The 21,548-nt window shown below is 40.2% G+C and carries 20 protein-coding genes; 14 read left to right on the forward strand and 6 right to left on the reverse strand.

Translation table 11 applies throughout. The features are described 5' to 3' along the window. Window positions 1-22 precede the first annotated feature (22 nt). Both B7E04_RS19375 and B7E04_RS19380 read left to right on the forward strand, forming a co-directional pair. Entirely contained in the window at window positions 23-535 is a 513-nt protein-coding gene (locus tag B7E04_RS19375; protein ID WP_080780186.1) for a hypothetical protein, read from the forward strand. Window positions 536-662: 127 nt separating this feature from the next. After that, window positions 663-1,574, forward strand: a complete 912-nt coding sequence (locus B7E04_RS19380) for an alpha/beta fold hydrolase (protein WP_080780187.1) — start codon at window positions 663-665, stop codon at window positions 1,572-1,574. A gap of 137 nt (window positions 1,575-1,711) precedes the next feature. Here the strand turns inward: B7E04_RS19380 and B7E04_RS19385 are convergent, their stop codons facing one another. The 3 genes from B7E04_RS19385 to B7E04_RS19395 form a co-directional block, all read right to left on the reverse strand. Further along, window positions 1,712-2,638, reverse strand: coding sequence for a malate dehydrogenase (locus tag B7E04_RS19385; protein ID WP_062650445.1), 927 nt, complete (start codon window positions 2,636-2,638; stop codon window positions 1,712-1,714). Window positions 2,639-2,755: 117 nt separating this feature from the next. Then, on the reverse strand, window positions 2,756-3,307 hold the full coding sequence (locus tag B7E04_RS19390; protein ID WP_080780188.1) for a biliverdin-producing heme oxygenase: 552 nt from the start codon (window positions 3,305-3,307) through the stop codon (window positions 2,756-2,758). 27 nt (window positions 3,308-3,334) lie between these two features. Next, window positions 3,335-5,524 (reverse strand): ATP-binding protein, encoded by a 2,190-nt coding sequence (locus B7E04_RS19395; protein ID WP_080780189.1) that lies wholly within the window; start codon window positions 5,522-5,524, stop codon window positions 3,335-3,337. A gap of 565 nt (window positions 5,525-6,089) precedes the next feature. On the opposite strand from B7E04_RS19395, the gene B7E04_RS19400 reads away from it, so the two are divergent. The 5 genes from B7E04_RS19400 to B7E04_RS19420 all read left to right on the forward strand — a co-directional run bounded on the left by B7E04_RS19400 (window position 6,090) and on the right by B7E04_RS19420 (window position 12,181). Then, window positions 6,090-7,250: a porin gene (locus B7E04_RS19400; protein WP_139785453.1), complete on the forward strand. Its 1,161-nt coding sequence runs from the start codon at window positions 6,090-6,092 to the stop codon at window positions 7,248-7,250. 20 nt (window positions 7,251-7,270) lie between these two features. Next, window positions 7,271-8,701: an anion permease gene (locus B7E04_RS19405; RefSeq protein WP_080780190.1), complete on the forward strand. Its 1,431-nt coding sequence runs from the start codon at window positions 7,271-7,273 to the stop codon at window positions 8,699-8,701. A gap of 16 nt (window positions 8,702-8,717) precedes the next feature. Next, window positions 8,718-9,374 (forward strand): succinate dehydrogenase cytochrome b subunit, encoded by a 657-nt coding sequence (locus tag B7E04_RS19410; protein ID WP_080780191.1) that lies wholly within the window; start codon window positions 8,718-8,720, stop codon window positions 9,372-9,374. A gap of 9 nt (window positions 9,375-9,383) precedes the next feature. Then, entirely contained in the window at window positions 9,384-11,300 is a 1,917-nt protein-coding gene (locus B7E04_RS19415) for a fumarate reductase/succinate dehydrogenase flavoprotein subunit (protein ID WP_080780192.1), read from the forward strand. A gap of 131 nt (window positions 11,301-11,431) precedes the next feature. Beyond that, window positions 11,432-12,181, forward strand: coding sequence for a succinate dehydrogenase/fumarate reductase iron-sulfur subunit (locus B7E04_RS19420; protein ID WP_080780193.1), 750 nt, complete (start codon window positions 11,432-11,434; stop codon window positions 12,179-12,181). A gap of 123 nt (window positions 12,182-12,304) precedes the next feature. Here B7E04_RS19420 and B7E04_RS19425 read toward each other — a convergent pair whose 3' ends face one another. Both B7E04_RS19425 and B7E04_RS19430 read right to left on the reverse strand, forming a co-directional pair. After that, a complete protein-coding gene (locus B7E04_RS19425) occupies window positions 12,305-13,078 on the reverse strand; it encodes a cyclase family protein (RefSeq protein ID WP_080780194.1) in 774 nt (257 codons plus the stop codon). 160 nt (window positions 13,079-13,238) lie between these two features. Continuing rightward, window positions 13,239-14,252: a nucleoid-associated protein gene (locus tag B7E04_RS19430; protein WP_062649168.1), complete on the reverse strand. Its 1,014-nt coding sequence runs from the start codon at window positions 14,250-14,252 to the stop codon at window positions 13,239-13,241. Between the two features lie 164 nt (window positions 14,253-14,416). Here B7E04_RS19430 and B7E04_RS19435 point away from each other — a divergent pair, with 164 nt between their 5' ends. The 7 genes from B7E04_RS19435 to B7E04_RS19465 all read left to right on the forward strand — a co-directional run bounded on the left by B7E04_RS19435 (window position 14,417) and on the right by B7E04_RS19465 (window position 20,591). After that, window positions 14,417-15,283 (forward strand): AraC family transcriptional regulator, encoded by an 867-nt coding sequence (locus B7E04_RS19435; protein ID WP_080780195.1) that lies wholly within the window; start codon window positions 14,417-14,419, stop codon window positions 15,281-15,283. A 619-nt stretch (window positions 15,284-15,902) separates the two neighbouring features. Beyond that, entirely contained in the window at window positions 15,903-16,259 is a 357-nt protein-coding gene (locus B7E04_RS19445) for a DUF7674 family protein (protein ID WP_080780197.1), read from the forward strand. An 81-nt stretch (window positions 16,260-16,340) separates the two neighbouring features. Then, window positions 16,341-16,472, forward strand: coding sequence for a hypothetical protein (locus B7E04_RS22565; protein ID WP_262484665.1), 132 nt, complete (start codon window positions 16,341-16,343; stop codon window positions 16,470-16,472). Between the two features lie 48 nt (window positions 16,473-16,520). After that, window positions 16,521-16,916 (forward strand): DUF7674 family protein, encoded by a 396-nt coding sequence (locus B7E04_RS19450; protein WP_062649173.1) that lies wholly within the window; start codon window positions 16,521-16,523, stop codon window positions 16,914-16,916. Between the two features lie 301 nt (window positions 16,917-17,217). Continuing rightward, window positions 17,218-17,814, forward strand: coding sequence for a hypothetical protein (locus B7E04_RS19455; protein ID WP_080780198.1), 597 nt, complete (start codon window positions 17,218-17,220; stop codon window positions 17,812-17,814). A gap of 234 nt (window positions 17,815-18,048) precedes the next feature. Next, window positions 18,049-19,125, forward strand: coding sequence for a thiol-activated cytolysin family protein (locus B7E04_RS19460; protein ID WP_080780199.1), 1,077 nt, complete (start codon window positions 18,049-18,051; stop codon window positions 19,123-19,125). Further along, complete coding sequence (locus B7E04_RS19465; protein ID WP_080780200.1) at window positions 19,125-20,591, forward strand: thiol-activated cytolysin family protein; 1,467 nt, start codon at window positions 19,125-19,127, stop codon at window positions 20,589-20,591. The genes B7E04_RS19460 and B7E04_RS19465 overlap by 1 nt, the downstream gene beginning before the upstream one ends. 310 nt (window positions 20,592-20,901) lie before the next feature. Here the strand turns inward: B7E04_RS19465 and B7E04_RS19470 are convergent, their stop codons facing one another. Beyond that, entirely contained in the window at window positions 20,902-21,420 is a 519-nt protein-coding gene (locus tag B7E04_RS19470) for a thioredoxin family protein (RefSeq protein ID WP_080780201.1), read from the reverse strand. Between the last annotated feature and the right edge of the window lie 128 nt (window positions 21,421-21,548).

Below are 21,548 nucleotides of genomic sequence, written 5' to 3' on the forward strand. Positions count from 1 at the left end.
AAGCTTTAATCCTTAAATTCTTATGAAAAATATTTCATTATTCCTTTTATTATTAATCGGAACTTTCGCCTATGCTCAGTCAGGAAACATGACCATCTATAATTTTTCAACACAGAGTGTTACTTACAGACTCGTAGGAACTAATGACAATACCCAGCCTATAGATTGCCAGCCTATACTGGAAGGCTATCCTGCCGTTTCACTAGCTCCCGCATCAACCGTAACCTATACTCAATACAATACAAGTCACCTGGTGACCCCACCCATCAATCAGTGGGCTGTGATTTCGGATGCTATTGGTATTCCGGGTCAGACTTACAATGTATCTGCCGGAGTGACTATCCCATCTGTGATCACCTCCCCTACATCATGGCAGTCTTTAGACCTTAATTTTGCGAACGGCGAATATATGCAGCTCGGAAGAGACTGCGGCTATGTTAACAGCCATCACGGCGCTTTCAACGGCTCTACACCGAGCGGCATAACTGCTACCTGGAATTATTTAGGAAATAATGTAGTGGTTTTTATCAATTAAAAGATTCAGTAGTTAAAATAAATTAGGAAGGCAGGCTCAATTTTTTTTGAGTCTGTTTTTTTGCTAAAAACAACTGCAATGCATCAAATGAAAGTAATAAATTGATCATTTCAACTGTTATGAATATATGAAAGCGATTCAATTATTTATCTTTTTTCTTTTGTCTTCAACTTCTTTTTCAGCACAGAAGACTGGTAACGAACATTTTTTTGAAACCTCAGATCATGTCAAAATAAAATATAAAGTCTCCGGAAAAGGAGAAGCCTGCATTTATGTTCCTGGCGGTCCGGGACAGGGATATCCGTCTTTTGAACTTCTGGGCGGAAACAGCCTGGAAAAAAACATGCAGATGATTTACATGGATCAGCGGGGATCAGGAGAATCCGGAAAATCGGATAATTATCATCTGGAAGCGATGGTTCAGGATATTGAAGAACTGAGACAACACCTGAAACTTGACAAAGTTTTTCTGCTGGCCCATTCTTTCGGGGGAATTATTGCCGTCAACTATGCTAAAAAATATCCACAGTACACCAAAGGACTAATCCTTGCCAATATCACGCTCCATTTCCTCAACAACGAAACGCTAAAAGAACAGATAGAATACGGAAACAGCCTTCTCGGACAGCCCAATAAAGCAGTATCCAAAGACAGTCTTTCTTCCGAGCTTTCAAAAATAAGTGCTGCCATGAGAAAGAAAAGAATCGGATATAAATTCCTCACCGAAGATATTGAAACCATTAAGCAAACAGACAAAATAGACTCCCTTCATCCAAGAATCATCGATTTCGGCATGGCCGTAATTTCAAGGCCAAAAGAATTTCCGGAATACTATGCTGATTATGCTCCGATTACAAAAGATATTCACGTTCCCGTATTGGTCATCACCGGAAAAAAAGATAAAGCCGTAGGAACCCAGCATTACAAAACATTTCAGTTTCCGAAACAGAAAGTTGCCATCATTAATGGCGGGCATCTTCTGTATTATGAGAAAAACAGGGAGTTTGTGGATGCGGTTGAACGATTTATGAAAAAGTAAAGTAGTATTTGTTGGTTTGTGTGTTTCGGCGCGGCCGGAGGCCGCGCCGAAACACACAAACCAACAAAACCTCTGGATAAAAAACGCTCAGCGCGGCCGGAGGCCGCGCTGAGCTATATATAAAAATTCAATCCGAATTAAAACTTAAGATCTCCGTTCACTTCTCTCACAGCATTTGCTGCTTCAGCAAACTTCAACTGCTCATCAGCTGTAAGTGTTACATTAACGATTTTTTCCACTCCGTTAGCTCCGATAATAGCAGGAACTCCCAGACAGATATCATTTTGTCCGTATTCACCTTCAAGCATTAAAGAACAAGGGATCATTTTCTTTTGGTCGCAAGCGATAGCCTGAACCATTACAGAAACTGCTGCACCTGGCGCATACCACGCTGAAGTTCCTAATAATTTAGTTAACGTAGCCCCTCCTACTTTTGTTTCCTCGATTACATATTTTTGCTGCTCATCGCTTAGGAATTCAGTTACAGGAACACCGTTTCTTGTTGCTTTGCTCAATAATGGAAGCATTCCCGTATCACTGTGTGCAGCGATTACCATACCGTCTACATCGGAAATTGGAGCTTCCAATGCTTCAGCCAATCTGTATTTGAATCTTGCTGAGTCCAGTGCACCACCCATTCCGATGATCTTATGCTTAGGAAGACCTGAAGTTTTGTGTACCAGATAAGCCATAGTGTCCATAGGATTAGATACTACGATGATGATTACTTCCGGAGAATGTTTTACTAAGTTTTCAGTAACTTCTTTTACGATACCGGCGTTGATACCAATAAGCTCTTCTCTTGTCATTCCAGGTTTTCTTGGAATACCTGAAGTGATTACTGCTACATGAGAACCTGCAGTTTTGCTGTAGTCTCCTGTTGTTCCGGTAATTTTCGTATCGAATCCGTTAAGCGATGCAGTCTGCATCAAATCCATTGCTTTACCTTCAGCAAATCCTTCTTTAATGTCTACTAAAACTACCTCAGAACAGAAGTTTTTCATTGCGATGTATTCTGCACAGCTTGCTCCTACAGCGCCTGCACCTACTACAGTTACTTTCATATTGTATACTTTTTTTAAAATTATTTTTTTGTTCAGTCTAAAAATTGAAACTCCCAAATTTAATACTTCCTGAAAAATTAGGCAATTTTTCAGGAATTTAATTAAGCTTCAATAATGTTAATTGACGTTCAGTAAGAATGTATAGAGTTTTTTGGCTCCGGACAGTACATCGTTGTAGTTTTCTTCCGTCACTTCAGTATCCAGAACCTCCTTGAAATTTTTCCACATCGGTCCTGTGTTTTCCTGATAACATCCGAAGAAATTGAAGGTTACATCATCAAAACCTTCCGTTTTAGAAAGCTGCTTGGCTATTACGTTTCCACCTAAAGTAGAACCTTCAATCACATACATGGCTCCCAGCGCTTCATGTTCATTATCAAACTGAAGGTGATGGGAGGCAGTCCGGCTTTCCAATGAAAGACTTTTAAGATCCTTTTCAATAAGGGAAAGTTTCTTTCTGTCATTAAGTTGAAGCTTTTCCGAATATTTATCAGAAAGGCTTCCGAATATTTTATCTTCACTGTGAAGAAGCATCAGATAATTGGTATTGATGATTTTTTTGTAATCTTCCAGGGTGAAGGTTTTGTTAAAAATTTTTTCAGAACTGAAAAGTTTCTCCGCAGCGTCATGATATTCCGCTGTATTTTGCTTAAGATACTCTGATACCATAAATAAGGTTTTTAAAGTTTCCCAAATTTAAGGTTTTTTGAACGTTAAAATGAAACAAGTGCCTTCTTTATCGCTCTCATAATCCACATTTCCCCCAATTCGTTGCATAATCCGATGGACAATGGACAATCCCACTCCGTTTCCTTTAAATTTTTTCGCATTATCCATCCTGTTGAAAATCTTAAACATTTTATGCTTTTCTTCTTCAGGAATTCCGATACCGTTATCCGAGATCCTGTATACTATACTTCCCTCTTCTTCACCACCCCAGATTTTCACTTTGGGCTCATCCTGATAGGAAGAATACTTTACGGCATTATTAATAATATTTAAAAACACCTGATGAAGCATGGTCTTGTCCGCCAGAACATCAGGGCATTCCCCGATAATAATCTCTGTTTTCTGACTCTCAAACGTAATCTTTGCATTTTCAGAGATCTTGAGCAGGGTTTGGGAAGGCTGTAAACGTTCCAGCTCTATTTCGCTGTATTTTGCACGGCTGAGTTGCAATACATCATGCATCATTTCAGCCATATTATCAATTTCCTCAATAATGGAGCTCAGTTTGTTCTTATTTTTTTCTGTTTCCTCAAAATTGGAAAGCAGCATTTGTGCATTCAGCTTCATGACCGTCAGGGGAGTTCCCAGATCATGTGAAATCGTGTAGGAAAAACTATCCAGTTCTTCATTCACCTTTCTCAGTTCATTATTCAATGACTTAATAGCATTGTACTGTTTATGTGAAGTTTCAAGGATGACATCACGGACAGCTTTGACCGAACTGATATCTCTGGAATTCCATCTTTTTGAATTTCCCTTAATACTTTCAGTAAAAATATGGAAAGAAGTCCTTGGGGAAACAATATGCTTTTCCTCCCCGTTCTGCAGAAGAACATCTATATTCTTTTCAGGATTTCCGGCCCAGTTGATATGTTCATCAAATTCCCTGCGGAACCAGATCAGCATTTCTTTTTTACTTCTTTCTATGAAATAAATAATGATGCCGGCAGCCGTTTCATCCAGGTTAAGTTCCTGTCCAAAATCCTTGAGAAAACTACGGTTCATATAGATGCTTTCTTCCGTTTGTTCCGGGGCCCAATGAGCAATCCTGTCAATCATTTCGCGATCCGGAACATTTCCTGAACTCACCCTGTCGTTTTCGGAAATAATTACAAGACCGTCTGCTTCAGGCAGTTTCCGGAGTTTTTCTTTATTTTCCGCAAGAGAATCAAAAAGATGATTGTGTTTCAGAAATTCCGCTTTCAACTGTGCTGCTTTTTCATTCAGCTCAAGACGGTAGTTAAGCTCTTTCTTGGATTTGAATGAAGAATAGGCATTGGAAGCCAGCGCTGTAAAAATACCGGCCTGTACCCTATCCTCAAGGTCAATATGTTTAGGCTCCGAATTCTGGCAGGTCACCAAACCCCACAGATGATTATCAAGAATAATGGATATACTGAAGCTGGAAGATGCGCCTGAGTTTTTAATGTACTGCCCATGAACGGGAGACATTCCCCGCGAAGCTACAAAAGTCAAGTCTATATTTTCTTCTGTCCTGCTCATCAGCGGAACCGTCTCAGCATATACATTGCTGAATATTCTTTTTCTTTTTTTCAGATAAAGCTCCCTGGCCTGTCTCGGAATATCAGATTCCGGGTAGTGAAGTCCCAGATAGCTGTCCATATTATCGCTTCTGCGTTCTGCAATTACTTTTCCCGAACCGTCCATCATAAATTTATACACCATCATCCGGTCATAATTTACGATTTTGGCTAGCGTACCCAACAGCTGCTCCCAAATGTCCTGTTCATTGTCAATGACATAAAAATTGTCATACTTATTAGAAATACGCTTATTAGGGTTTTCCTGTACGGCTTCAAATTCAAGGAAGATGTACTTCCCTCCTCTGAAAACAGAAAAATGATATTCCTTACCGTCGACAAATATTTTATCGAAATGGGTTTCATTTTCCCTTTTGGTAAAGCTTTTCAAAGAAACATAAAGATCCGAATCCATAACTGGGCGGAAAACTTCAGAAAAATCCATAAGCTGTCTGTTAAAAAGCGGCTCTGCATTTTCAATCTTAAACAAATCTGTAATATTCCTGCTGAAAAAAGTGATGGAGTGAGATTCTGCGTCAATGCCGATCAGGTATCCGAAACTTTGTATGTACCCGGGAATATGGATGGGCTCCTCATGGCATTCTATAAAATTCATATCTATCTTTGATCTATCAAATATAACGCTTTTTTTAACGACATATTACTTTGTGGTACGAAAACGGGGAAGTATGAAAAAAAAGCCGTAACATTAATAATCTCAAACATTCAAATCCTTGAATTTCAGAACAATTACTTGTCTTTCCATCATTGATAACGGACTCTATTTTTAATATAGTGAAATTTTTCAGGCCAATCAAGTTTTATTTCCCGATCATGATTCATCACATGAATTTTATATTAAATCTTAAAAAATCACAATTATTAAACAAATTTTACTAAATTTATATCACCAAATAATGAATACGGTTAAGGATTGTTGAATTTTTTTGCATTATTCCCAATAAATTCCTCATTTAAATTCAAATAATAATATACTATGAACAAGTTCCCTTTTATGATGATCAGCATTTCATCACTTCCCGATTCACAATGTAAAATATTTGAAAAACAAATACTATTTACAACCGGTACACAGTCCGGACCTCAGCGAATATTGAAAGAATAGTTTCTCTAAAATCCGAGGTTTTTAAAATAATTCATTCATTCTAAACACAAATACTATGACCTTTTTTTCACAAAAAAAGAGAAGCATGATATTTTGTGCACTACTCGCCGGTTTATCCGTCAGTGCGCAGATTCAGGATTCCCTGCAGCCCAGCAAGCCGGAAGAAGATAATGTAAAATATCCAGTACTCCAGATCAAAGGTCTGTTTCAGGCCCGTTATCTTGTAGGAATGGCCAAAGATGTTGATGTGAACGGACTTCACCATGCCGACGGATCAGGTACCAGCAATAATTTCATGCTTAAATACATGAGGGTTCAGGTCCGGGCTCAGATCAGCAAACGGACGGAAGTAGTAGCCCTGGCGAATCTTGCCGACTTCAAGAATGATCCGAAAAGCAGAGTTCTTGAAAATGCTTATCTGAAATACACCTTCAATCCGAAGCTCGCCTTTACAGTTGGACAATTCAGACCATGGTTCGGGATTGAAGAAACCTATCCCATCGACATTATCAAATCACTGGACTGGTCCAATCAGTACACGGAATTCGGAAAACTGGGCTGGACAAGCTTCCAGATCGGGCTTTCTGCCACAGGACAGCTGCAGTTGGGCAATATTCCTTTTCAATATGCAGTTTCAGTGGTCAACGGAAACGGAAAGAACCAGATCAATGACAATGACAACGGAAAACAATATTCTACCCGCCTTGTTTTCGGGCTGTCTAAAAAATACAATTTCAATGTAGGCCTGAATGGCGGTATCGGCGAAGTTTTCAGCAAAAAAGTATATGCCGTGGGAATTGACCTCAGTTCCATGATTCAGTTTGACCCGAAATGGAGCCTGGATATGCAGCTGGAAGCGAAACAGGCTACAAACCACGTACTGTACAATGCTATTAATCCTGAGTTCAGGCCTTCCAATCCTGATCAATACCTGATCCGTGGGGCTTATTTTCTTCCCAATCTGAGGTATGAGATCAATCATAAAAACCTCAGCGCTTTCGAACTTTCCTGCAGGTATGAATATCTGGATACCAACTTCAGGGTGAATTCAAACCCCAGACAGACCATTACCCCGATGTTCGGGCTTGAGTTCCTGAAAAACTACGGCGCCAGAATTCAGCTGGGTGTCCAGTTCGACCGCTATAAACATCAGGTGGAAAATACATCACAATACAATAATAATCTGTTCATCGTCCAGGTACAGAGTAGATTCTAACCGCTTAAATAATATAGATCATGAAAGAAATTAATATCACCAATATTGCGATAACGTTTGCTGTTGCGCTGATCATATGGTTTATCCCGGCCCCCGAAGGTGTTGCGGAGAACGCATGGCATCTCTTCGCGATTTTTGCAGCAACCATTTTAGGAATTATCCTTAAAGCAGCACCTATGGGTACCATGTGTATGATGGCTATTGCGTTTACCGCCCTTACCCAGGTAGTAGCACCCGGAGATGCGGGAAAATCCATTACAAAGGCACTTTCCGGATTCGGGGATAAAGTTATCTGGCTGATCGGGATCTCATTCTTTATTGCCAGAGGATTTATCAAAACAGGTCTGGGAAACCGTATTGCTTTTTTATTCATCAGGATTTTCGGTAAGAGCTCTTTAGGATTGGCTTACGGACTTGGGCTTGCAGATGTATGCCTGGCACCGGCTATTCCTAGTAATACGGCAAGAGGTGGCGGAATTATCTACCCCATCATGAAATCAATGGCCATCAGCTTTGATTCCGTTCCTGAAAAACCGGAAACCCACAGAAAACTGGGCTCTTTCCTTACCCTGAACAGCTATTATATGAATCTCATCGCTTCTTCCATGTTTCTTACCGGAACCGCGAGTAACCCGATGTGTCAGAAATTTGCAGCCAATCTCGGTATTAATATCACCTGGATGTCATGGGCAGCGGCCGGATTTGTTCCGGGACTGGTAGCCTTCTTTGTGGTGCCATTGGTTCTGTACAAATTATACCCACCAGAATTGAAAAAAACGGGCGACGCCCCCAAAATGGCCGCTCAGAAATTAAAAGAGATGGGACCCATCTCCAGAAACGAATGGTTAATGCTGTTGGCTTTTTTTATCCTTTTAGCCCTTTGGATTTTTGGAGGAGCTCTGTCCATTGACGCCACCACTACGGCCTTCATTGGTCTTACTATGCTCTTATTGACCTCAGTATTAACCTGGGAAGATATTAAAGGTGAAAAAGGAGCATGGGATACCATCGTTTGGTTCGCTGTACTGGTAATGATGGCCAGTTCTCTGAACGAGCTCGGTTTTATCAGCTGGTTCAGTGATCTTATTAAAGTAAAAATAGGCGGATTAAGCTGGCAGGTGGCCTTTCCGGTGATTATTGTGGTTTACTTCTTCAGTCATTATATTTTTGCGAGCGCCACCGCCCATGTGGCAGCCATGTATGCCGCTTTATTGGGTGTTGGGGTGTCTTTGGGGATTCCTCCGATGTTACTGGCGATGATGCTCGGTTTCCTGGGGTCTATTTATGGGGTCCTTACCCATTATGGCCATGGCCCTGCACCGGTATTTTACGGAAGCGGTTATGTGGAACTGAAAGCCTGGTGGCTCAGGGGTCTCGAAATAGGAATTGTATTACTCATCATCTATATGGTAGTCGGAGGACTCTGGATGAAAGTCTTAGGATATTATTAATGATTAAATCAAAAATATGCTGTCAACACTGTCAAGGAAATTACTGATGTGCCTTACCGGACTGTTCCTGAGCTTTTTCCTGCTGATTCATTTTCTGGGGAATCTTCAATTATTCCTTCCGGCGGAACAGGCTCATCTGCAATTCAATGCCTATTCTCATTTTCTGTCAGGAAATATTCTGATCAAAATCGTTTCCTATGTTCTGTATGGAAGTATTATTCTGCATGCTCTGGATGGATTACTCATCACCATTAAAAATAAAAAATCGGGAGGTCATTATCAGTCGGAAAACCGCAGAAGAGCCAGCACATGGCAGTCCCGGAACATGGGTATACTCGGAACCTTGATCCTGATTTTTCTTGTGATTCACTTTCAGAATTTCTGGTATGTGTACAAATTCGGAAATCCGCCGCTGGATGACAACGGAAATAAAGACCTGTACATTTTAGTAGTAACCGTTTTCAAGGAATGGTGGTATGTGATGATCTATATTCTTTCAATGGTTGCTTTATGCTATCATCTGATTCACGGGATTCACAGCGCTGCCAGAACACTCGGACTGTATCATCCCAAATTTGTGCAATGGTTCAAAACCGCAGGGATCATTTATTCAGTAATCATCAGTATCGGTTTTGCACTGATGCCGGTTTACGTATTCTTCACTGCCAAATAACACAAAATCATCATGTTAGATTCAAAAATACCTCAAGGCCCTTTAGAGCAAAAATGGGATAATTATAAAAAGAAAGCAAAGCTCGTGAATCCAGCCAACCGCAAAAAACTGGATGTGATTGTTGTGGGAACAGGACTGGCAGGAAGCTCAATTGCGGCATCCCTGGGCGAAATGGGCTACAATGTAAAGTCATTCTGCTTCCAGGACAGTCCAAGAAGAGCGCATTCCGTAGCGGCACAGGGAGGAGTAAATGCAGCTAAAAATTATAAAAATGACGGTGACAGCGTCTACAGAATGTTCGTCGATACTTTAAAAGGCGGAGATTTCCGGGCCCGTGAAGCCAATGTCTACCGTATGGCTGAATGTTCATTAAACCTTATCGATCAGGCGGTAGCTCAGGGCGTTCCTTTTGGCCGTGAATATGGCGGCTACCTTAACAACCGTTCCTTCGGAGGGGTTCAGGTAAGCAGGACATTTTATGCCAGAGGACAGACTGGACAGCAGCTGCTTCTTGGTGCTTATCAGGCATTGATGAGACAGGTGGGAAAAGGAACGGTACAGCTGTATTCAAGACATGAAATGCTGGATCTTGTGGTGATTGACGGCAAAGCAAGAGGAATTATCGTAAGAAATCTCGATACCGGGGAAATGGAGAGACATGCCGCTCATACGGTCGTTCTCGCGACAGGCGGTTACGGAAAGATCTATTATCTCTCAACTTTGGCGATGGGTTGCAATGGTTCTGCCATTTGGAGAGCTCATAAAAAAGGGGCCCTGATGGCTTCCCCAAGCTGGATCCAGGTGCATCCTACCTCTCTTCCGCAATCCGGCGATTATCAGTCGAAATTAACGCTGATGTCAGAATCATTACGGAATGACGGAAGGATCTGGGTGCCTTCAAAAGCTGACGACCAAAGACAGCCTAATGATATTCCTGAAAATGACAGAGATTATTATCTGGAACGTAGGTATCCGGCTTTTGGAAATCTGGCACCGAGAGATATATCATCCCGCGCTGCCAAAGAACGCATAGACGCCGGTTTTGGAATCGGGCCTTTAAAAAATGCAGTATATCTCGATTTTTCCAAAGCCATAAGAGAGCAGGGAAAAGAAAAGATTCAGGAGAAATACGGGAATTTATTTGATATGTACCTTAAAATTACAGGGTATAATGCCTACAATGAACCGATGATGATCTCACCTTCCGCCCACTTTTCGATGGGTGGCCTCTGGGTAGATTATGAGCTGATGACCACTATTCCGGGGCTTTTTGCCTTAGGTGAGGCGAATTTTGCTGACCACGGAGCCAACAGACTGGGTGCTAATTCTCTTTTGCAGGCTTCGGTGGACGGATATTTTATTGCGCCTTATACCATTGCCAATTATTTAGCCGATGAAATTCATACCGGGAAAATTTCTCCGGATGCGCCGGAATTTGAAGCGGCAGAACAGGCAGTTAAGCAGCAAATCGAGGACTTTATGAATATCAAAGGAACTAAAACGGTTGATTACTTTCATAAAACCCTGGGAAAACTTTTATACGATTATTGCGGATTGGCCAGAAATGAAAAGGGGTTGCAATATGCCATTGAAGAAATCAGAAAACTGAAAAAAGAGTTTTATAAAGATGTCAGAGTTTCCGGACACGGCAACACAATGAATTCAGAACTTGAAAAAGCCGGCCGCGTAGCCGATTATTTCGAGATCGGAGAGCTGATGTGCTACGATGCTTTAACCCGGAATGAATCCTGCGGGGCTCACTTCCGGGAAGAATTTCAAACCCCGGACGGAGAAGCCCTCAGAAATGATACGGAATTCCAGTTTATCTCCGCATGGGCATGGAAAGGGGAAAACAATGAACCCGAACTGATCAGGGAACCGCTCGTTTTTGAGGAAATACAACCGACGGTGAGAAGTTATAAATAGTATAAATGGCGAAGAAAGCTAAGAAGGCTAAAGGGCAAAAAGGCGAAATCACAAAATTACAAAAGGGCAAATTGGCTTATTTGCCTCATAAGCCCTCTCAGCCTTCTTCGCCTCAATTAAACACAAAAATTATGGATTTACATCTTAAAATATGGAGACAGAAAGACAGCCAAAGTGAAGGGAAACTGGTCAGTTATGATCTGAAAGACCTCAATCCCCACATGTCTTTCCTGGAAATGCTGGATACTTTAAATGAAAAACTCATTACTGAAGGTGATGAGCCTGTAGAATTTGATCACGACTGCCGTGAAGGCATCTGTGGCCAATGCGGTATGATGATCAACGGAATTGCCCATGGCCCACTAAAAAATACAACCACCTGCCAGCTTCACCTAAGGTCTTTTAAAAACGGAGAGACCATTTTAATAGAACCTTTCCGGGCCGGAGCTTTCCTGGTAAAAAAAGACCTTAAAGTAGACCGTTCAGCTTTTGACCGGATTATTTCTTCAGGGGGATTTGTCTCAGTTAATACAGGCCAGGCTCCTGATGCCACGGCCATTGCTGTCACCCACCAGATCGCAGAAGAAGCATTTGATTCGGCAGCCTGCATAGGTTGCGGAGCTTGTGTGGCCACCTGCAAGAACGGAAGCGCTGCTTTATTCACTTCGGCAAAAATCACTCATATGGTACTTCTTCCACAAGGCAGGGAAGAAAGAAGCCTGCGTGTATTAAACATGGTCACCCAGATGGATAAAGAATTATTCGGGCACTGCTCCAATACCGAAGCCTGTGAAGTGGAATGCCCGCAGGGAATTTCCGTACTGAATATTGCCAGGATGAACTATGAGTATGGGAGGGCGGTGTTTTTTAGGAAGGGCTGAAAGGCGAAAAGGCAAAATGGCGAAGGAAGCCTAGAAAGCTAAAAAGGCAAATAAGCGAATTTGCAAATTTGCCTACTAGCCATTTAGCAGTTTTACCATTTTGCCTTTTCGCGATTTAGCCTTTTAAGGATTCATAATAGCTACTACTCTCGCCGGAGCTGCGGAACCGCCTACTATTTTCAGAGGAAATACACTTATTTTAAATCCGGAAGGAGGAAGTGCTCCGAGGTTGGTAAGCTGTTCAATATGGAGGTATTCCTTTTCTATACCTACGCGGTGGCCTTCCCAGAAGTATTCGGGGTCATTGAGTTCTCTTGCTTTTCTGGCCATGTATTTTAAGGGAAGATCCCATCCCCACTGATCTATGCCCATTACTTTTACGCCCTGATCAATCAGCCATTCGGTGGCTTCTTTGCTCATTCCGGTTCCTTTTTCTACAAAATCCTGGGTTCCCATCATTTTGTCGCGGTCCGTTCTGATCAGGACAATATTTCCTTCCTGAATGGTAATTCCGTTTTTATCAAGATCTTTTTTCAGATCATCTATCGTGATGGCTACAAAATCTTCTTTGTGGGTACAATCGATAACAATGCCGTCTCCATAGCACCATTCCAGAGGAATCTGGTCAATGGTTTTAGCCGGTTTCCCCTCTACTACAGGACCATAATGCCACGGAGCATCAATATGAGTGGTCGCATGAAGTCCCATATTTTTAATGGAATCATCAGCCCATCCAGTCCAGTTTTTGGGAAAAAGTCTGAACGGAAGATTGAGCGCCAGCCTGATCAGCCAGTGGGACTTTTTATGTGCTTTATGCTTAATCTTCACCCTCATGAACCAGGGATCACCTGCATTATATTGGATGGGTTTTGAGAGATCGATGATTTTTGTTTTCATAATTTTTATGTAAAAAAGCGAAACCGCGAAAGGGCGAAAAGGCTAAGGAAGCTAAGAAAGCGGAGAAAGCAAATAGGTGAATTTGCCTTTCGCGGTTTTGCCGTTTTGCCATTTTGCCATTTTGCCTTATTCGCTTCCTTAGCTCTCTCTGCCTTATATACTAAACTTCTTTCTCGAAATAAAGCCTGTAATATTTCCCTTTATCGTCCTCTCCCATTTCAATTTTTTGTCTGTCGCCGTGGATGTAGATATGGAAATTTTTGTCCAGCTTAATAATGCTTTTAAAATGACGCTGGGTTTTCTTTACCGCAGCCTCACTGATCGGGAATTCTTCTGCAATATTCACCTGCATGTCCTGCTCGTAGTCTGTTTTGAAATTGACGAAGCTTTCAATAACGTGCTGATCTCCCAAAACTTCATTGGCAAAATCATCCAGTTTGAATTCTTCTTTTTCTTTGAAGAAATTAATAGATTTATTCAGGAAATCTGCCTGGTCTGCTTTTGAAACTTCAAATTCCTGCGGAAGCTGTTTGGTGATATAATCTTTGTATACCATCAGGGCTTCCTGGGTGTGGAAATATTCGTCGTCGCGCTGTTTTACTTTCAGGAAATCTTCGAACCAGTAGTACATATCCCCGTTTTTGTTATTATCCACTACGGAAAGTACATATCCGGTATCTTTATTATTATTGTAGATCAATGCGGCCTTGTCAATTTTAGACAAACCGATTCCCTGGTCTTTTTCAATGTCAAACGTTTCTGCCTGAGGAGAAATTTTAAGGAAAGATTCTCTTTTTTCCGTTTTAAAGATCCCGATTTTATCCACTTTGTCAGGACGGTCACTTTCTTCCTCAAAAAGGACAATAAACAATTCTCCGCTCTGTACCCTTGGGTTTTCAGCTGCTTCGAAAAGATGTTTGGCTATATTTTCAGATTCCCAAAGGAACTTCGCCTTATCTTCAAAAATCTCGGACACGGAGCTGTAGACCGGATTATTGACCAGATAGGTGTCACTGTAAAAATGGAAAGTTTCTTCTGATTTAAAAGAACCTAAAAAGTAATCTTCAAGAAGATCTGCCATTCCTTCTTCCAGCTTCAGCTCTTCCTGGGAGAGCGTTAAAGATTCGCCGTTAATTTTATTTCCGACTCTGTGTACTATAATTTTTGAAAACATTGTATCATTTTGAACTGCAAAGATACTGTTTGAAACTACAAATAAAAAATACGTGAAAAGTATATTTGCCGGGACGTTGTATCTTTGCAAAATATAGGAGAATACTAACTTTCAGTTAATATATTTAGCTTTTTTTATTACATTATAGACCAATTATAATCTGCTTGAAAAAAAATATTAAAAATATAAGATTCGATCTGAAGAAGGCTCCTTTCGGCTGTGAGGTGCTTGAGCTGGAAGAATTCTTCAAAAGACTGGCCACGTGGACGTATTTTGGTAAAACAGAACGGGTTCATTTTTTTTGTGTCATCGTGGTTACGGAGGGAGAAGGCAGACATTTCGTAGATTTTAAGGAATATCACCTTGAAAAAGGAGACATTTTATTTGTAGCGCCCGGCCAGATCCAGCAATATGAAAACAGTCCTTACTACAAAGGATACATGCTGATATTTACGGAATATTTTTTCCGCAGGCAGATTCATGAACTTACTTTACTCAGTCAGTCATCCATATTTGATACTACCCTGCCCAATGCCCTGATAAAGCCTGATCCAGAAACATTTTCTAAAATGGTACAGCTGCTGCTTTTTTTGCAGGCTGAGTTTTCATCTCCTCATGGATTTTCTAAAGAGGAAAGTCTGCAGAAGCTCACCAGCCTGTTCCTTATTTATGCCGAACGGGAAAAACAGAGGGACAACAACAGTATTTCCAACGACCACTATTTGTCCCAATATTATCACTTTAAACAATTACTGGAACAACATTTTAGAAGGGAACGCAGTGTAGAATTTTATGCTTCCCTGATGGCCATCACTCCGAAAACACTGTGCAGAATTACCCGGGCCACGATTCAGAAGTCTGCAAAAGAATTCATTGATAGCCGGGTGGTCATGGAGATCAAAAGACTTTTATTGTTTGAAAAATTAAGTATAAAAGAGATCGCTTATTCATTACATTTTAATGAACCGACCAATCTTGTCAAATATTTTAAAAAGCATACGGGTGAAACGCCCACTTCATACAAAGGCTAAAACTGTCCGATTTTTACCATTCTTTGTCTGCTTTAAACCTTTTAAAACCCACCTGAATGATACATCTTTGTACTCTGTACCATCAATAAATTATTTTCAGATTCAAAACACAAATCAACTACGGTACAGTACCGGGATGTAAAAAAATACAAAAAAAGCTGACTATAACCAGCAGCAATGAGCCTTCAGGAAGGTAAAAACACAAAAGAAAGCTGTCTTATTATTGTAGGCAGCTTTGTTATTTCTACGCTGCAAATATTCCATTTATTATTATTAACGACCCCTGTAAAAAAGAAGTCTCTGGCTCATTTTGATAAAAACCTTATCATTTTGACAGGCTTTTCCAAGCAATCCGTCTTTCAAAAATCAAATAAAACACTCATTTTCAAATAGTTGAATTAAAAACTATTTTAAAGGAATGCCATTGGCATCAGGAACTACAAAACCTATACAATGGATCTAAAAACCTTAAACCGCATTGACAAGTTACGAAGATTAAAAAGCAGAGGACCTAAAACGCCAAAATGGCTGAAACCTTATCATCTGCTGTTCCTGGCTTTTCTGACTGTTTTTGTCTTTGGAGCCTTCATCAAATTTCTAGAACAAAATCATTAATCCTATGACCTATTCAGAAGCCGTTCAGGAAATCACAGAAATTATTCCTGACTTTGAACATGAACTGGCAGAAGCCAATTCCCAAAATTCCTACAGTGTGATCCGAATTTTTTCAGAACGTATTAAAGGGATGATCCGACAGAATGACCGGAATATTTTATTTAAAAGTCTTTATAAAATGGGTAAAATTTATACGGATGGAGATATTTCCTTAAAAAATGCTGTTGACAGTATTTTTATCTACTCCCTGGATAATTTTACAGCCTTCTGCACCGGCGAGTACAGAAAAATAATATTCAGCCATCTGTCAAAAGAGCTGCAAGAAGGCCATTCCAGACAGATTTACTGCCACGGCACCTAAGCTTTTCATTACATTTTTCATCTGTTTCATTACAAAAGCACCTTTCCTTCAAAAATCAAAGTTACTTAAAATCAATAAATTATGAAATCAAAAATCAGAAGAATCTCCGACTGGAAATCATGGAAAACCACGACCAGCAGGCACAATACAGAGATTCTGATCACTCACATAGCGGTGATCGTAGGCGTTTTTATTTTTGCTGCGATGCTGTAGGTTTTGGTACACATTTCGCTGCAAAGTAAATACTGAAAAATATTAATTATGAAGAAAGTACAAATGCAAACTATTAATCAAAAAATAGCTGTTGAATACTTAAAATTTTTCTATCCACCACTTCGAAATGAAATCACTCAGTTATCTGTTCAGGAAAACTTTGCCGGGGTCATTCAGGCTACCATCAACTATCTGAAGAACATGCTCCAGGAATCGAAGATCTACATTATAGCCCATCACATCAAACTGATGGACTGGATCTACAGAAACGGGGATTCTTATGTGAGAACCGTGATCGAAAACCTGTTTGTAAGGTCTTTTGAAAGTTTTAAAAAGCATGCCAAAATCCAGCATTGGAGGCTTCTTTACCAGTATATGCCTGAAAGTTTCCAGTTCGTTTACCATGAGCAGCAAAAGCAGGACGAGATTTTTTTCGGTAAGTAAGAAATAATTTAATTTGTAAATAGGCTCTTCAGGCGTTTTTTGTCTGGAGAGCTTTTTTATTTACTATTCCTGTTTTTGTTGGAAAATCGCGAAGGCGCAATATATGGTTTGATCCTTGTATTAAGACGCAAAGATTTTATCTCCGATAAAATTTAATAGTATTCAGATAATATGCGTAATGAAAATTTAATTCTTTTGAATACTTATATTGAAAACTGTTTGTGATTTTAGGTTATAAAATTTCATTGCAATATATTTCACCACATGGTGTAAAATATATATTTTTGCAAAAAAATCCTTAATGAAGTATTTTCCTTTACTTATTCTTACTGCCCTGCCGATGATATCATGCAGCGGGAATGAGGAATCAACAATTGAAAATAGTAAACCTGCAGAAAAACAGGTGTATGCGTTTGACTATAAAAACTATGCCGTACAAAGTATTTCAGCCTACAGGGGACCTTCCGGCCAAAAGACCCATCCACAGGAATCGTATCTCAAACAGTACTGGACAACTTACCAGGAGCCTGCATGGAAGAAAATCAATCTTGATCTGAAAAATAACTCCCTGCAACTGGTATCAGAAGCTTCCGCTGGTCATACGTACAGCATAAAGATTGAAAAAGACTCCGTATTTATCAATGAAAACAACGGGATGAGTTTTATTGGAATTTTTAGCAAAAATGAGGCTTCGTTTACCTTAAAAAGATCATTCCGTTATATTAAAAAGATGCCGCGGGAAAATGTGAATGCTCTTATGATTTCTCAGAAAGCGGTTTTTGGAAACACTGGTGATCAGGATATTTTCGGGAACGGTATTTTCAACAGTCCTGCGGAAATGACTGAAACCGGAGATGATATCGTATGGACGAATGTAGATTATTACTATAAGAATTGATAAATTATTTTGACGATGTGTAATCAGATCAGTTTTGATTTGAAAGCAGCCTCCCCCAACAACTTATTGGGGGAGTTTTACATGATATTTATCACTATTAAGAGAAGTATTAAAAACAAAATCAAATACTTATGTTTAATTAATCTTCTGTTAATGGAGCTTAACGAATATTTAACCTGAAAATATTTCACCAAATGGTGTCAAAACTATACTTTTGGAGCTCAAATTAAATACATGAAAAGAATCATTTTACCCGTTGCATTAATCGTTGCAGCAACTATTACTACAATTTCCTGCAGTCAGGATATCAATGAAGAAACAACAACCGTTTCAGAGGGAGCAAAATCTTTTAAAGGGGTCAACCCTGTGGTGGCATTACCTTCAAAGTACTTAAACTATGATGAAGTATCTGTAGGAGGAAAGGACGTAACCGCAAGCCAAAAAACGACTACCGTTACCCTGAATAGCGATCAGATGGTGGTAACATCTCCCAACAAAACTTTTATCGGAGGTGTTTACAATTCCACTACGCTGGACAATCTTTCATATACGCCTATCACTTATCCGGTGAAGCCTATCACGGTTTCTTATTCATTCCCGTCTGATTTTATCGTGGACACTATTGAAAAGCCTACCCTTTCCAGCATGAGATCTTCGATATTCAAAGCGATGCAGAGTGCTAATTTCAGCGGTCAGCAGTCTTTGGCTTTCGATTATAATATCAAGCAGTTCTCGTATTACAGTGAACTTAAGATTGCATTCGGAGCGAATGTGAATATCGGAAGTATTTTCAGTATTGATATCAGCGGAAGCAACAATAAGGTGAAAAAGAATACAGGGATCTTTGCTAAGTTTACCCAGAAGAATTTTACCATCGACATGGATATTCCGGATAACGGAAATATTTTCAAAAATGAATCTGACCTGAATCTGGCTGCTTCTAAAAACCCGGTTTACATCAACTCTATTACCTACGGAAGACTGGGAATTATTTCTCTGGAATCTGATTATTCTTACAACGAAACGGCTTTCGCTTTAAAAGCGGCTTTGAATGCTAAAATGGTGAACGGATCCATCAGCATTGATGTTCAGAGTAAGAAAATCCTTGAAGAATCTGACCTGAAAGTATACATCCTGGGAGGGATTGGTTCTGATGCTGTACAGGTAGTACAGGGATATACCGGTTTCATCAACTTTATTGTTAACGGAGGTCAGTTTACTGCTAATTCTCCGGGAGTTCCGATCAACTTTACAGCCGCTCATGCAGGAGACAACTCTGTATACTATACAACGTTTACTGTAGAAAAATAATGAAGAAACTGATTTATATAATGGCAGCCATCTCTATGGCTGCTTTATCAAGTTGTGCAAACGACCTGGACAGACCTGAAACCCAGGAAATGACCCGTGCTTCTCAGGTGGTGAATATCACTTCATTCGGAACATATCCTTCGGTATTATCCGGCAAAAACAGAAGTATGCTGGCGAAAGGCGGCAATGCTGAAGAATTTACGGAGACGAAAGAATTTGAATCTTCGGAATCTATTGTTCTTCCTCACCTGCAGATGTATATTTTCCCGGGATCTCTTCTCAAGGGAAATTCTATACAGGATATGAATTTCAAGCCGATTACTGCTTCGGTAAAGCCTGTTACGGTTTCTATGTCTATTCCGGCCCTGAATAAAAAAACGGCTTTTACCATTGACCAGCCTTCTTTATCCAAAACCAGACAGCTGGTACAGGATTATATCCAGTCGGCGGATTTTACCCAAAACGGAACGCTGAGCTACAGTGTGGAGCAATTCACTTCTTATGATGAACTTAAAGTGGCCTTCGGGTCTAATGTGAATACCAGGTCCCTGTTTGGAAAAAATTCTTCTTCCACGAATATTGAGGAAGGAATGATTGCCAAAAGAACGGGATTTTATGTGAAATTTTACCAGACTTCTTTCACCCTGGATATGGATATTCCTGCAGGATCACTGGTTAATGACACGAATCTGGACACCGGAGGTGTAGAACCTGTGTATGTGAACTCTATATCGTACGGAAGAATGGGCGTACTGACGATTGAAACGAATGAACTGGCAGAGACAGCAAGAACAACGATTAATGAATCTTTCAGCAAACTGTTTGTAAAAGGGGAAAGCTACCTGACACAGGACGAAAAAAATTTCCTGAACGGAGCGGATTTCAACCTTTATCTGATCGGCGGAAGCGGTGTAACGGCAGCCCAGTCTTTCAAAGGATATGCAGCTTTTGTGAATCATATTTCGAAAGGAACCTTTTCCAAGAGCCAGCCGGGAGTTCCTATTTTCTGCTCTTATTCTTACCTGAAGGATAATTCACCGGTGAAAACCACCTTTAAGTTTGATATTAAAAATCCACCGGTCTATGTGAAGCTTGTGAAAGAAAATGTGACCAGCGGTCGTAACAGAAATGTGGATTTAAAGCTGCATTTCTATTCCAGCAAGAGCCAGACGAATACCATTGCCCACCCGAGCATCCGCTTTGTGATCAATAAAGTATCAAAAGTAGGAAGAAAAAACAGCGGCATGTATGGACCCTGGACCTTCACCACTACGAATGAACCTATTGTTCTTCAGAATGCCGGAATGAATATCAATATGAGCCTTCCCAATCAGGTCCTGTCCCGTGAGAACGGACCCTGTGTGCCAAGGGGAAGATTCGGGTGTGAAGTGGTTCCCATCTACCAGGAAGATGTGGAATACACCTTAGCCCCGAGTGACAAATACAATTATATTGTAATTAATTAATACTTTACAGATGTATCAGATTATAAAATATTTTTTGGGATTTTAATCTGAACAAAGCTCCCCGGAACTGATCCGGGGAGTTTATTATTTAATCCGGGTATGGGTTAAGAAGATTAATTATGCGGCTGGAAGCAGAAGAGGGAAGATAGAAGTTACTTCTAGTCAATAATTTTCACCTGTTTCATAAAACTTAACAACGTAAAAGCTTAATGAAATGTATTAACATTCTTTTTTGGGCCTCAATAACTTCCAGCTTCCCTCTTCCGGCTCCCAGCCATTATTTACAAGAATGTTTCATCCCAAACTCAGATTATTCATCTCTTTTTAAAAATACTTTCTGGATCACATCGAGTTCCTGTTTGTCCATTTTCGAGCTTTTTTCAAGTTTGGCTATAAATGCGGAAACTTCTTCAGGTGTTGCCGGAGATCCCAGATTTTCTCCTTTACTGTCAAAAGAGTCGGCCAGAACTTCTCCCTGGGGATTTAAGATCAGCCAGAAAGGAAGTCCTGCATCTTCTCCATTGTACTTGTTCATCAGCTCCTGTCCTCCGGGGTTTTCAAGCTTTTTCTTTTCTCCTACTTCCTGAACATCTATATAAGTAGTTACAAATTTCTGATCAAAAATAGGTTTCGTTTCAGGAAGGTTCATATTTTTCTCCATCAGTTTACACCATCCGCACCAGGAAGCATGGAATATCAGCAGGACATTTTTCTTTTGGGCTTTAGCTTCTGTAAGGGATTTTTTCAGTGCTGCGTCTGCCTTTTCCTGTGCAGCATTCAGCTGAAACAGAAATAAGGAAAGCACCAGGATAATTTTAAAAGATCTCATTAAATTTTTTGTTTTTGGTTTACTCTACGAATTTAGAAATTTAATTTGCACTTAGCACTCCTTATTATTCATAAACAATTCCAGGTTTTTATGATCAATACTTTGTATAAAAAAACGACCTCTATTAT

The organism is Chryseobacterium phocaeense (genome assembly GCF_900169075.1).
Taxonomy (GTDB): Bacteria; Bacteroidota; Bacteroidia; order Flavobacteriales; family Weeksellaceae; genus Chryseobacterium; species Chryseobacterium phocaeense.